Genomic DNA, 12,646 nt, shown 5'->3' on the forward strand with positions numbered 1-12,646 from the left:
GGAACATTCCCCCAAAACTAAATTCGCAGACAACTACACTATGGCTATCAGGAAAAGAGACAGGTTTATGCGCAGGCTTACGGCTTTATTGCTGGTCTCACTGCTCAGCGGATGTTCCATATTGCAGGGTACGCCAGAACCGGCGCCGCCGGTTACCGATCATCCTCAGGAAATTCGTCGTAATCAGACGGAAGGATTACAACGCCTGGGTACCGTATCCGCGATGGTTCGTGGTTCCCCGGATGATGCAGAAGACGCAATTGAAGCACAGGCCGTTGCCGCAAAAGCAGATTATTACGTCATCACGATGATTGATGAAACCATTATTACGGGACAGTGGTACGCCCAGGGAATTTTGTACCGTAAGTAAGCATCATCATTTGAACGACTTTTACACTGCTTTGCGTCCGTAGACATTTTCCTGTCCACAATAAACTCCATGCCAGCAACAATGGAAATGAGTTTATTCGCGAAGGATTGCCCGGCGGATACCGGAGACACGTGAAAAGGAGCTGACGATGAAACGAACCCTTGCTTTAACGACGCTATTGCTTTCAGCGGGCCTGCTGAGCACCACGGCGCAGTCGGCCGAATTTGCCAGCGCGGATTGCGTCACGGGCCTGAACGAGATTGGTCAGATCTCCGTCAATAATATCACGGGAAGTCCGCAAGACGTTGAACGTGTCGTCGCCCTGAAGGCCGATGAACAGGGCGCATCCTGGTATCGCATCGTCCAGATGCAGGAAGATAACCATGTTAATCACTGGCGCGTGCAGGCCATTCTTTATGCATAATCCCTTCCGATAAAAGCCACTTAATTTTAGTGGCTTTTCACTTTTGCAAATTTTTTACCTCTCCCGAAACTTAATAAAAACAAATATGTAACATTCAGTTACATTAAACAGATAAACGTTCTCTTCGCTCTGCCGTTGAACAGCCATCACTTTTCAATAATGAGCAATTTATGATCACCTTTTTCCGCCGGGCAGGTCTGGGCACGAAGCTATCGCTGCTAACAGGTGCAAGTGTCGCCACGCTTTTTTTGCTGTTCACTTTTCTGTTGAGCCACAACGCCAGCCAGCAGCTTGAAGATCTTGCGGTTGAAGACCTGCATAACCAGTCCACCGGCATGGTGGATATGGTAAAGATGTTCAACACCAGCCTGAGCGAAGAGGTTGAAAGCTATACCCGTCTGTTCACCACCTTTTTGCCACAGCCGCTGAACAGCGACAGCAGCCAGAGCCGGACCATAAACGGGCTTACCGTTCCTCTGCTGAAAGGCGGCGAAACGGAGTTGCATGAAAACAATACGCTTTCTGATGACTTCCTGAGCCGAACGGGCGCCATCTCGACGCTGTTTGTCCGCAGCGGTAACGATTTTATCCGCGTGGCCACGTCGCTGCGCAAAGAGAATGGCGACCGCGCCATCGGAACCGTTCTTGATACCACCAGCCCGGCATTTGCGGCTGTCACCAAAGGGGAGGTCTATCGTGGCCTCGCGCTTCTGTTCGGCAAGCGCTATATCACGCAGTACCAGCCTGTTAAAAATGCGGAAGGCCAGGTTATCGGGATTATCTTTGTCGGCGTGGACATCACCCATTCGTGGAACGTCATGCGCGAGAAAATCCTTAACCGTCGTCTGGGCGAGAGCGGCCACTTCTTTGTACTGGATCGCAGCAGCGGCAAAACGCGCGGACAGTATCTGTTCCATGCCAGCGATGAGGGCAAACTGCCCAACTGGGACACGGCGACACAGCAGCAGCTTCTGAGTGATAAAGCCGGCACGCTGGAGCGCGTGAGCGCAGATGGCCGTACGCTCAAAGTTGCCTACACGCCGCTGCCGGGCTGGAACTGGACCATCGTGGGTGAAGTGGATAAAGCCGTACTGCTTTCAAGCGTCACCACGCTGCGCGATCGCTTCCTGATGGCGGGCGTGGTGCTATCCGCGCTCTTCGCGGGCCTGTTCGTTATCCTCATTCGCCGGATGCTAACCCGCCCACTACGCGCAGTGATCGCGCTTGCCCGGCAGTATGCCGCAGGCGATCTGCGCGCCAGCCTGCCGGTAACCCGCCAGGATGAGGTCGGCCAGCTGATTGATGCCATCAACGGGATCGGGGGCGGCCTGCAAAAAATTGTGTTGCAGGTCCGCGAGGCCGCAAGCGAAATCCATCTGGGGACTAACGCGCTGGCTTCAGACACCGGCGAGATCTCTGAACAGATCAACAAACAGGCCAGCAGCGTTGAGGAGACCTCCGCCAGCATGGAGCAATTAGCCGCCACCGTGCAGCAAAATGCCGCCAACATGGAGCAAACTCAGCAGCTGGTGGGGGAAACCTCACGCGCGGTGCATCAGGGTGGAGAGACGGTGACCCACGCTGTTTCCACCATGGATGATATTCGTGATGCATCGAAACGCATTGAAGACATTACCCGCGTGATTGAGTCCATCGCTTTCCAGACCAATATCCTGGCGCTCAATGCGGCGGTTGAAGCGGCGCGGGCGGGCGAGCACGGGAAAGGTTTCGCAGTGGTGGCGCAAGAGGTGCGCGCCCTGGCCGCACGCAGCGCCAACGCGGTAAAAGAGATTGAACAGCTGATTGGCGACACGCTGAACAAGGTGAGCGAAGGCCATGCGCTGTCTGAGCAGACGCGTCTGGCGATGGATGCCATCATTGTTCATATCGATAACATCAGCCAGCTTGTCACCGAGATCAACCACGCCTCCCGCGAGCAGTCTGCGGGGATTGGTCAGGTGAATCTGGCGATGACGCACATCGGTGAGGCATCGCACATCAATGCCGATCGCATCTCACGCAGCGAGCAGACGGCACAGACGCTGCGCGAGAAGGGTTCACATCTCACCCGGCTGGTGAGCCTGTTCCAGCTGAAGGCTTAACCGACCCGGCCCGTGGCGCGCAGCAGCAGGTCGGTTTGCACCTGTTCGCTCATCAGCGTGCCGCCTCGGGTATCCAGCATCATGCGGCACCACGCCTGCGCCACGGGCGGCGATGCGTGCCGTAGCATCTGGCTTCCGGCCCCGAGTAAAAAGAGCTGCCGCGCGATCTCCCTGCCCTGCGCTTCCTGCGGTTTACGCAGCTTCTGCTGTAGCTGCCGCCAGCTGCGATCGAAGTGCCTGTCCTGACCTTTGACCTGCACGAAATCATCGGCGAGCAGGTCGAGAATGCCCGACTGCTTCGCCAGCACGCGCAGTACATCCAGGCACATAATATTGCCAGAGCCTTCCCAGATGCTGTTGACGGGCATTTCACGGTACAACCGCGGAAGTTCACTCTCTTCGCAATAGCCTGCACCGCCCAGCACCTCCATTGCCTCTGCCACAAACGGTATGCCCGCTTTGCAGACGCTGTATTTTGCCGCCGGAGTGAAAAGCCGCGCCCATGCGGCCTCCTGCGGGTCGGTGCGGTTGTCCCACGCCCTGGCGAGTCGGAACAGCAGTGCCGTGTGTCCCTCCAGCACCAGCGCCATACGGCTTAGCACGTCGCGCATTAACGGCTGGTCGATCAGATTTTTGCCGAAGGTCTGCCGCTGATGGGCATGATAAAGCGCCACCGAGAGCGCACGGCGCATCAATCCGTGGCTGCCAAGCGCACAGTCAAAGCGCGTCAGCCCGCCCATCTTCAGAATTTGCCGGACACCTTCACCCTCTTCGCCCAGCAGCCAGCCGTAAGCATCAAGGAACTCAGCCTCACTGCTGGCATTTGAACGGTTACCGAGCTTGTCCTTCAGACGCTCAAGGCGCACGGCATTACGTTGCCCGTCGGGTAAAAAACGCGGAACAAAAAAGCAGGAAAGCCCGCCCTTCGCCTGCGCCAGCACCAGATGCGCATCGCTCTGCGGCACGGAGAAAAACCATTTGTGCCCCACCAGCCGGTAACTGCCATCACTGCATTTCTCTGCTTTGGTGGTATTACTGAGTACGTCCGAACCGCCCTGCTTTTCCGTCATCCCCATGCCGATCAGCAGGCCGCGCTTTTGCGCCCCCGGTGCGAGATGGGGATCGTAGCGATCGCTCATCAGCGGCGTTAACCAGTCGTCAAACGGTTTGGGCAGCGACTGTAGCAACAGCGGCGTGGCGGCGAAGGTCATGGTCACCGGGCATAGCGTTCCCGCCTCCACCTGAGCATGCAGCACAAAACGCGCGGCCCGGGCGACGAACGATCCTTTCCGCGCCTCCTCCTCCCACGCCAGGTTGTGCACCCGGTTGGCGCAAAGCCCCTGCATCAGAAGATGCCATGCCGGATGAAAGCGGACGTCATCCAGCCTCGCTCCCGTGGCGTCATAACGCAGCAGCTCCGGCGGATTAACGTTCGCCAGCCTGCCCAGCTCCAGCGACTCCGCCGTACCCAACTGCTGTCCGATGCTGGCAAGAAGATCCACATCCCACTCAGCCCCTTCGCGCGCTACCGCATCGCGCAGGGCGCAATCAGAGAGAAAAAGGTTGCTGTTCGATAGCGGTGCAGGTTGATTAAAAACGGTATGTGTCTGCCAGTGCATGCTGTCTCCCTCCTTTCATTGGCAATAAAGGTAAGTATGGACAGAGGGCATGCACGCTGCATGGGAGGGGGGTCACACGATGACGATCGTGTTGATATCATTCGTGAAATAGCTCACAGAACATAAGAATAAACTATTTCATTACTTCACTAATGCTGAATAATTTATTCTTACCCCGTTTTTGTGAGGATCGTTATGCAACAGGATGCGCACAAGCGTGCATTAATTGCAGGCTCCATCGGTAATTTCATCGAGTGGTATGAATTTGCGGTCTACGGTTTTCTGGCAACGGTGATTGCCAGAAACTTCTTCCAGCTTGAGGGGGAAGCGGAGCTCACCAGCCTGATCCTCACCTGGGCCTCGTTCGCCATCGCTTTCTTCTTCCGTCCGCTGGGTGCGGTGGTCTTTGGCCGCATTGGCGACAGGATTGGCCGCAAACCGACGCTGATTATAGTGCTGGTATTGATGACGCTCGCCACCGCTGCCATCGGTATTGTGCCGGTCTACGCTAGTATCGGGATTGCCGCGCCGCTGATCGTTACGCTCCTGCGTATTCTGCAAGGACTGTTCGCGGGCGGTGAGTATGGCGGTGCGGTCTCATTGATGACGGAGTTCGCCCCGCGCGGCAAGCGCGGTCTTTACGGGGCATGGCAGTCCTTTACCGTGGCGCTCGGGCTGTTAGCGGGCGCAGGCATTGTCGCGTTGCTCTCTGCCCTGCTCTCCCCTGAAGCCTTGCACGACTGGGGCTGGCGCATTCCGTTCTTCCTGGCGCTGCCGATGGGTGCGGTCGCGCTATGGCTGCGGGTGAGCATGGAAGAGACGCCGAGCTTTGTGCAGCAACGGGAAAAACCGGTTGTTACTCAGGCCAGCACCGCCGCCACGTTCAAAACCATCCTGATGGGCATTGGCCGCGTGATGGTCTGGTCTGCGGCGGGTTATACCTATCTGGTGATTATGCCGACCTATCTGCAATCTGCGCTGCACACCGGTTTTAACCAGGCGTTACTGATTGCGGTGATTTCTAACATTGGGTTTGCGCTCACGATCATTCCGTCGGGCATGCTGAGCGACAGGATCGGGCGGCGCACGGTGATGATTATCGCCACCGTGCTCCTGCTGATCCTCGCCCTGCCGCTGCTGAAAATTTTGCAGGCGGAATCCAGTACGCTGGCAGTCAAAGCGATTGTGGTGCTGATTGCGGGGGGGCTGGTTGGGATGCTGGCAGGGCCGGGGCCGGCAATGCTGTCTGAGATGTTCCCGACGCGCGTGCGTTATACCGGGCTGGGGCTGGCCTATTCTCTGTCGAATGCGATCTTCTCGGGCTGTGCGGGGCTGATCATTACCGGGCTGATTAAAGAGACGGGCAATCTGGATATTCCGGCGTACTACGTGATGGCAACGGCGGTGGTGAGTATTTTCGCGCTGATGACGTTGAGAAAGGATGACCATTTACGGTCGTTAGAGGAGTGAGATTGTTGCCCGGTGGCGCTGCGCTTACCGGGCCTACGGTACCATGCTTTTGTAGGCCGGGTAAGGCGAAGCCGCCACCCGGCACAACAGGCTACCCGCGCTGACGCACCGCTTCAAACAGGCAGATACCCGTCGCAACAGAAACGTTCAGGGACGATACGCTGCCCGCCATCGGGATGCTGATCAGCTCATCGCAGTGCTCGCGCGTCAGACGACGCATACCTTCGCCTTCCGCTCCCATCACCAGCGCCATACGGCCGGTCATTTTGCTCTGGTACAGGGTGTGATCCGCTTCACCGGCTGTTCCCACGATCCAGATATTTTCTTCCTGCAACAGACGCATGGTGCGCGCCAGGTTAGTCACGCGGATCAACGGGACGTTTTCCGCCGCGCCGCAGGCGACTTTTTTAGCGGTAGCGTTAAGCTGCGCGGAGCGATCTTTTGGCACAATCACCGCATGCACGCCTGCTGCATCGGCGCTACGCAGGCACGCGCCCAGGTTATGTGGGTCGGTTACGCCATCGAGGATCAGGAAGAACGGGTTCTCCAGCCCGGCGATCAGATCCGGCAGATCGTTCTCCTGATACTGACGGCCTGGCTTCACGCGCGCGATAATGCCCTGGTGTACAGCACCTTCGCTTTTCTCATCCAGATACTGGCGGTTCGCCAGCTGGATCACTACGCCCTGCGCTTCCAGCGCGTGGATCAGCGGCATCAGACGTTTATCTTCACGCCCTTTCAGAATAAAAACTTCCTGAAAACGCTCCGGCGCGCGCTCCAGCAGGGCCTGCACCGCGTGGATGCCGTAAATCATTTCACTCATTGATGGTTCTCGTAATAAATATTTTCCCTCTCCCGTTGGGGAGAGGGTCAGGGTGAGGGGAAATTACTCCGCCTGCTGTTTCTTCGCCGCGCGCTTCGCTTTGGTCGCGGCCGCTATTTTTTGGGTCTTGGTCGACGGTTTTTTCGCTTTACGAGCGTCTTTTTTCGCCGCCTTGGGCTTCTGTTTCTTCTCGCCACGGAAAGCACTGTCTGGCTCAAAGTTTACTCTTTTACCTGCCTGACGTCGCTTACCGCCCGCTTTACCGTTACCGCCTTTTTTCGCTTTCTCACGCTCGGTTTTGCCGACGTTACGCGGAGCACGCTCGCTGGAGATGAGGCTGAAGTCGATTTTACGGTCGTCCATATTCACGGCTTCAACCTTCACTTCCACCCGATCGCCCAGACGGTAGGTCTGGCCGCCGGATTCGCCGATCAGACGTTGTCCGACCTGGTCGAAGCGGTAGTAATCGTTATCGAGGCTGGAAACGTGCACCAGACCGTCGATAAACAGCTCATCCAGACGCACGAAGAAGCCAAAGCCGGTGACGCTGGCAATCACGCCTTTAAAGACGTTACCCACCTGATCCAGCATAAAGTCACACTTCAGCCAGTCCGCCACGTCGCGCGTCGCTTCATCCGCACGACGCTCGGTCATGGAACAATGCTGGCCCAGTTGCAACATCTCGTCCATGGAGTAGTGATACCCTCCGGTTTCGGTCGTGTTGCCTTTATGACCCTGCTCGTGCGCCAGCAGATACTTGATCGCACGGTGCAGGGACAGATCCGGATAACGGCGGATCGGCGAGGTAAAGTGCGCGTACGACTGTAACGCCAGACCAAAGTGGCCCCGGTTTTCAGGATCGTAAATCGCCTGCTTCATGGAGCGCAGCAGCATGGTTTGCAGCATTTCCGCGTCAGGACGATCGCTGATGGATTCCAGCAGCTCGGCGTAATCGCGTGGCTCAGGCTTATTACCGCCAGGCAGCTCCAGGCCGAGTTCAGCCAGCACGGAGCGGAACGAGGTTACGGCCTCCGTGGTTGGCTTGTCGTGAATACGGAACAGCGCAGGCTCTTTGGCTTTCTCAACGAAACGTGCCGCCGAGATGTTCGCCAGGATCATACACTCTTCAATCAGCTTGTGCGCATCGTTACGCTGAGTCTGTTCGATACGCTCGATACGACGCTCAGCGTTAAAGATAAACTTCGCCTCTTCACTCTCAAACGAGATCCCACCGCGCTCTTCGCGCGCCTGATCCAGCGTTTTGTAGAGGTTGTGCAGCTCTTCGATGTGTTTGACCAGCGGCGCGTACTGTTCGCGAAGATCCTGATCGCCCTGCAACATATGCCAGACCTTGGTATAGGTCAGGCGCGCATGAGAACTCATCACCGCTTCGTAGAACTTATAGCCCGTCAGACGTCCCTTGCTGGAGATGGTCATTTCGCAGACCATACACAGGCGGTCCACCTGCGGGTTGAGGGAACACAGGCCGTTGGAGAGCACTTCTGGCAGCATCGGTACAACCTGCGACGGGAAGTAGACCGACGTACCGCGGCTGCGCGCTTCGTTATCCAGCGGCGTGTGCGGACGCACGTAATAGCTCACATCCGCGATAGCCACCCACAGACGCCAGCCGCCAACGCGTTTTTTCTCGCAATATACGGCATCATCGAAGTCACGGGCGTCTTCACCATCAATGGTGACCAGCGGCAGATCGCGCAGATCCACGCGGCCTGCTTTGGACTCTTCCGGCACTTCTTCACGCAGGTTTTCAATCTGATCTTCAACCGCTTTCGGCCAGACATACGGAATTTCATGGGTACGCAGCGCCATATCGACGGCCATGCCGGTGCCCATGTTATCGCCCAGCACTTCGACGATTTTACCCACCGCTTTGGTGCGACGGGTTGGGCGCTGGGTGAGTTCCACCACCACCACAAAGCCCATGCGTGCGCCCATCACCTCTTCAGGCGGGATGAGAATGTCGAAGCTCAGACGGCTGTCATCCGGCACCACAAAGCCTACGCCCGCATCGGTAAAGTAACGGCCCACAATCTGGCTGGTTTTCGGCACCAGCACGCGGACCACGCGCGCTTCGCGGCGGCCTTTACGGTCTGCACCCAGCGGCTGCGCCAGGATCTGGTCGCCGTGAATACACATCTTCATCTGTTCGGATGAGAGGTACAGGTCGTCTTTACGGCCTTCCACGCGCAGGAAGCCGAAGCCATCGCGATGACCAATAACGGTGCCTTTCAGCAGGTCGAGGCGTTCTGGCAGCGCGTAGCACTGGCGACGAGTAAAGACAAGTTGCCCGTCACGTTCCATGGCGCGCAGGCGGCGGCGAAGGGCTTCAATTTGCTCTTCACCTTCAATGTTCAGTTCAACGGCAAGTTCTTCACGATTGGCGGGTTTTTCGCGTTTTGTTAAGTGTTCAATGATGAACTCGCGGCTGGGGATAGGATTCGCGTATTTTTCGGCTTCGCGTTCCTGGAAAGGATCTTGTGACATGTCGGTTCCTCCGTTGTCAGCTCCGGTGGAATTTTTCTTCATTCCACCAGCAATAATTTATAAAGCGGTTGATTCTCTTCAACCAAATCGGCCAGCGTGTAGTTATCCAGTTCCTTGAGAAAACTTTGCACGGCCTTTGAAAGCGCCTGTTTCAGGCGGCAAGCGGGCGTAATGTGGCAGAACGCGCTGCTACAGTTCACCAGAGAGAGCGGCTCCAGTTCACGTACCACATCGCCAATACGGATACTCTGCGCCGGTTTACCGAGACGGATCCCTCCATTCTTCCCGCGGACGGCAGCAACGTATCCGGCACGACTAAGTTGATTGATTATTTTGACCATATGATTACGGGACACACCGTACACCTCTGTGACTTCAGAGATGCTGGTCATCTTCCCATCGGGTAACGACGCCATGTAAATCAGCGCGCGTAAGCCGTAATCGGTGAAACTTGTTAACTGCACATCAACCTCAGGAAAAAGGGAAAACGCGGTCAAACCGCAGAGATATTCATTAATGATGATAAACCAGCCAGATAGTTAGCGGCTAATTTATTTGACAGACGGGGCGAAAAAGCGGAGATCCAGGAGCGGTCGCCGGATGGCGCTGCGCTTATCCGGCCTACGGGTTTCCCCGCAGGCCAGCAGTCACGAAGATTATGCGTCGAACGGGTCGCGCAGGATCATCGTTTCAGTACGATCCGGGCCGGTAGAAATAATATCGATCGGCACTTCGGTCAGTTCTTCAATGCGCTTGATGTAGTCCAGCGCGGCTTTTGGCAGGCCACTACGCTCTTTCACACCAAAGGTAGTCTCAGACCAGCCCGGCATGGTTTCGTAGATTGGCTCAATGCCTTCCCAGTCGTCAGCAGCCAGCGGAGTGGTGGTCACTTCGCGGCCATCAGGCATACGGTAGCCTACGCAGATTTTCACTTCTTTCAGGCCGTCCAGTACGTCCAGCTTGGTCAGGCAGAAGCCAGACAGGGAGTTGATCTGCACTGCGCGACGTACGGCAACGGCGTCCAGCCAGCCGGTACGACGACGACGACCGGTGGTCGCGCCAAACTCGTTACCCTGCTTGCAGAGGAACTCGCCGGTCTCATCAAACAGTTCGGTCGGGAATGGACCTGCACCCACGCGAGTGGAGTACGCTTTGATGATGCCCAGAACGTAATCGACATAACGCGGGCCCAGACCGGAGCCGGTTGCCACGCCACCCGCGGTGGTGTTAGAGGACGTTACGTACGGATAGGTACCGTGGTCGATGTCCAGCAGCGTACCCTGCGCACCTTCAAACATGACGAAATCGCCACGCTTGCGCGCCTGGTCCAGCAGATCGGACACATCAACAACCATACCGGTCAGAATATCAGCAATCGCCATGACGTCATCCAGCACTTTCTGGTAGTCAACGGCTTCGGCTTTGTAGAAGTTCACCAGCTGGAAGTTGTGATATTCCATCACTTCTTTCAGTTTTTCAGCGAAGGTCGCTTTGTCGAAGAGGTCACCCACGCGCAGACCGCGACGAGCCACTTTATCTTCGTAAGCCGGGCCGATACCACGACCGGTGGTGCCGATCGCTTTCGCGCCACGCGCTTTTTCACGCGCCACGTCCAGCGCCACATGATAATCCAGGATCAGCGGGCAGGCTTCGGAGAGCAGCAGACGCTCACGAACAGGGATACCACGGTCTTCCAGACCTTTCATCTCTTTCATCAGCGCAGCGGGAGACAGCACAACGCCGTTACCGATGATGCTGGTGACGTTTTCGCGAAGAATGCCTGATGGAATAAGATGGAGGACGGTTTTTTCACCGTTGATTACGAGAGTATGGCCCGCGTTGTGACCGCCCTGGTAGCGTACAACATATTTGGCCCGTTCAGTCAGAAGATCAACAATCTTCCCTTTACCTTCGTCACCCCATTGGGTGCCCAGTACGACGACGTTGTTACCCATTTTTTCAAAATCACCGTTTGCTTAAAAATGGATTCTACCATCGCTTTTTCAGATATACAGCACTTTTTGACCCTAAAATATGCCAATTGCGGTTAGTTTTTGATCAGCCAATCGTTTTCCTCAACATTTAGTAGATAACGATACCGGCAACCACAAGACCACCGCCAAAACGACGCAAAATATTGTCCGGGAGTTGGCTCATTGTCGCGATCATCCGGCGCCATGCGCGCGGATAGAGCATCGGGCCGAGGCCTTCCAGCACCAAAACCAGGGCCAGTGCGAGCCAGATCGTGGAGTTCATTTTTCATCCTTATAAAAGAAAACCACCGCTCCGTGAAGAGCGGTGGTTTGAATACTCAAACGAGCCTGAGTTTATCGCGTTGCGTTGGTCGGCGTCTTCATATAACGGAAGAAATCGCTGTCCGGGCTGAGCACCATCACATCCTGGTTGCTCTTGAAGCTATTCTCGTAAGCGCGAAGGCTACGGATGAAGGCGTAGAAGTCTGGATCCTGGCTGAATGCATCAGCAAACAGTTTAGCCGCTTCGGCATCACCTTCACCGCGCAGGATACGACCCTGGCGCTCAGATTCCGCCAGCGTCTTGGTGACTTCATAGTCCGCTGCCGCGCGCAGTTTTTCCGCTTCTTCCTGACCCTGTGAACGGTGACGACGGGCTACCGCTTCACGCTCGGCGCGCATACGGTTGTAGATCGCCTCGGACACTTCCGCTGGCAGGTTGATCTGCTTGATGCGCACGTCAACCACTTCGATGCCCAGCGCCGCCATACTGTTCGGGTTGATCACCGGCACTTTACCGTTGGTTTCAGCCTGAACACGTTCAGCCGCTTTGGCAATCGCATCGTCTGCCGCCGGGGTTTCAACTTCATCCTCGGTGCCCGCAGAGCCGGAGTTCAGCGCATCACGCACTTCCAGCGTCAGACGACCACGGGAGTCGGTCACAATGTCTTTCACATCCAGACGACCAATTTCAGAACGCAGACGGTCAGAGAACTTACGTTTCAGCAGCACTTCTGCCTGAGAAACGTCGCCACCCCCGGTTGCCAGGAAGTAGCGGCTGAAATCGCTGATGCGCCATTTGATATAGGAATCAACGATCAGGTCTTTCTTCTCTTTAGTCACGAAACGATCGGCCTGGTTATCCATGGTCTGGATACGCGCATCGAGCGTTTTCACTGACTGAATGAACGGGATCTTAAAGTGCAGACCCGGCTCATAAATCACCGGACGCTTGTCGCCATCACGCACGACGCTGCTGAACTGGAACTTGATCCCACGCTCGCCCTCTTTCACCACAAAGATGGAGGTGTAGAGCACGACCAGTACGATGATGATGATCGCAATAACTGACTTACGCATC

11 protein-coding genes are annotated in these 12,646 nt (G+C 56.2%); 4 read left to right on the forward strand and 7 right to left on the reverse strand.

What is annotated here, in order from left to right; all coding sequences use genetic code 11:
* Nucleotides 1-40: 40 nt before the first annotated feature.
* The 3 genes from bsmA (at nt 41) to ACWKXX_RS14230 (ending at nt 2,896) form a co-directional block, all read left to right on the forward strand.
* Nucleotides 41-370, forward strand: a complete 330-nt coding sequence (bsmA, locus tag ACWKXX_RS14220) for a biofilm peroxide resistance protein BsmA (RefSeq protein WP_017383949.1) — start codon at nt 41-43, stop codon at nt 368-370.
* Between the two features lie 148 nt (nt 371-518).
* Nucleotides 519-794, forward strand: a complete 276-nt coding sequence (yjfN, locus tag ACWKXX_RS14225; RefSeq protein WP_017694671.1) for a DUF1471 family protease activator YjfN — start codon at nt 519-521, stop codon at nt 792-794.
* Nucleotides 795-964: 170 nt separating this feature from the next.
* Nucleotides 965-2,896: a methyl-accepting chemotaxis protein gene (locus tag ACWKXX_RS14230; protein WP_063931656.1), complete on the forward strand. Its 1,932-nt coding sequence runs from the start codon at nt 965-967 to the stop codon at nt 2,894-2,896.
* Here ACWKXX_RS14230 and ACWKXX_RS14235 read toward each other — a convergent pair.
* Entirely contained in the window at nt 2,893-4,515 is a 1,623-nt protein-coding gene (locus ACWKXX_RS14235; RefSeq protein ID WP_047728111.1) for an isovaleryl-CoA dehydrogenase, read from the reverse strand. The genes ACWKXX_RS14230 and ACWKXX_RS14235 overlap by 4 nt on opposite strands.
* A 195-nt stretch (nt 4,516-4,710) precedes the next feature.
* Between ACWKXX_RS14235 and ACWKXX_RS14240 the strand changes: the two genes are divergently transcribed.
* Nucleotides 4,711-5,985 (forward strand): MFS transporter, encoded by a 1,275-nt coding sequence (locus ACWKXX_RS14240; protein WP_015572471.1) that lies wholly within the window; start codon nt 4,711-4,713, stop codon nt 5,983-5,985.
* A gap of 91 nt (nt 5,986-6,076) precedes the next feature.
* Here the strand turns inward: ACWKXX_RS14240 and rlmB are convergent, their stop codons facing one another.
* The 6 genes from rlmB to hflC all read right to left on the reverse strand — a co-directional run bounded on the left by rlmB (nt 6,077) and on the right by hflC (nt 12,645).
* Nucleotides 6,077-6,808, reverse strand: a complete 732-nt coding sequence (rlmB, locus tag ACWKXX_RS14245; protein WP_015572470.1) for a 23S rRNA (guanosine(2251)-2'-O)-methyltransferase RlmB — start codon at nt 6,806-6,808, stop codon at nt 6,077-6,079.
* 63 nt (nt 6,809-6,871) lie between these two features.
* Nucleotides 6,872-9,313 (reverse strand): ribonuclease R, encoded by a 2,442-nt coding sequence (gene rnr / locus ACWKXX_RS14250; RefSeq protein ID WP_261665782.1) that lies wholly within the window; start codon nt 9,311-9,313, stop codon nt 6,872-6,874.
* A gap of 38 nt (nt 9,314-9,351) precedes the next feature.
* Complete coding sequence (nsrR, locus tag ACWKXX_RS14255) at nt 9,352-9,777, reverse strand: nitric oxide-sensing transcriptional repressor NsrR (RefSeq protein WP_003855998.1); 426 nt, start codon at nt 9,775-9,777, stop codon at nt 9,352-9,354.
* Nucleotides 9,778-9,969: 192 nt separating this feature from the next.
* Complete coding sequence (locus tag ACWKXX_RS14260; RefSeq protein WP_003855997.1) at nt 9,970-11,268, reverse strand: adenylosuccinate synthase; 1,299 nt, start codon at nt 11,266-11,268, stop codon at nt 9,970-9,972.
* 127 nt (nt 11,269-11,395) lie between these two features.
* Complete coding sequence (locus ACWKXX_RS14265) at nt 11,396-11,569, reverse strand: DUF2065 domain-containing protein (RefSeq protein WP_261665784.1); 174 nt, start codon at nt 11,567-11,569, stop codon at nt 11,396-11,398.
* Nucleotides 11,570-11,640: 71 nt separating this feature from the next.
* Nucleotides 11,641-12,645, reverse strand: coding sequence for a protease modulator HflC (gene hflC / locus ACWKXX_RS14270; protein ID WP_003855994.1), 1,005 nt, complete (start codon nt 12,643-12,645; stop codon nt 11,641-11,643).
* Nucleotide 12,646: the final 1 nt, after the last annotated feature.

This window comes from Enterobacter sp. UPMP2061 (assembly GCF_053709615.1).

Excerpts from the sequence above, each read along its gene's own strand:
- hflC (WP_003855994.1), bottom strand. The coding sequence starts at position 12,645 with ATGCGTAAGTCAGTTATTGCGATCATCATCATCGTACTGGTCGTGCTC.
- yjfN (WP_017694671.1), top strand. The coding sequence starts at position 519 with ATGAAACGAACCCTTGCTTTAACGACGCTATTGCTTTCAGCGGGCCTG.
- bsmA (WP_017383949.1), top strand. The coding sequence starts at position 41 with ATGGCTATCAGGAAAAGAGACAGGTTTATGCGCAGGCTTACGGCTTTA.
- ACWKXX_RS14265 (WP_261665784.1), bottom strand. The coding sequence starts at position 11,569 with ATGAACTCCACGATCTGGCTCGCACTGGCCCTGGTTTTGGTGCTGGAA.
- ACWKXX_RS14235 (WP_047728111.1), bottom strand. The coding sequence starts at position 4,515 with ATGCACTGGCAGACACATACCGTTTTTAATCAACCTGCACCGCTATCG.
- ACWKXX_RS14230 (WP_063931656.1), top strand. The coding sequence starts at position 965 with ATGATCACCTTTTTCCGCCGGGCAGGTCTGGGCACGAAGCTATCGCTG.
- rlmB (WP_015572470.1), bottom strand. The coding sequence starts at position 6,808 with ATGAGTGAAATGATTTACGGCATCCACGCGGTGCAGGCCCTGCTGGAG.
- ACWKXX_RS14240 (WP_015572471.1), top strand. The coding sequence starts at position 4,711 with ATGCAACAGGATGCGCACAAGCGTGCATTAATTGCAGGCTCCATCGGT.
- ACWKXX_RS14260 (WP_003855997.1), bottom strand. The coding sequence starts at position 11,268 with ATGGGTAACAACGTCGTCGTACTGGGCACCCAATGGGGTGACGAAGGT.
- rnr (WP_261665782.1), bottom strand. The coding sequence starts at position 9,313 with ATGTCACAAGATCCTTTCCAGGAACGCGAAGCCGAAAAATACGCGAAT.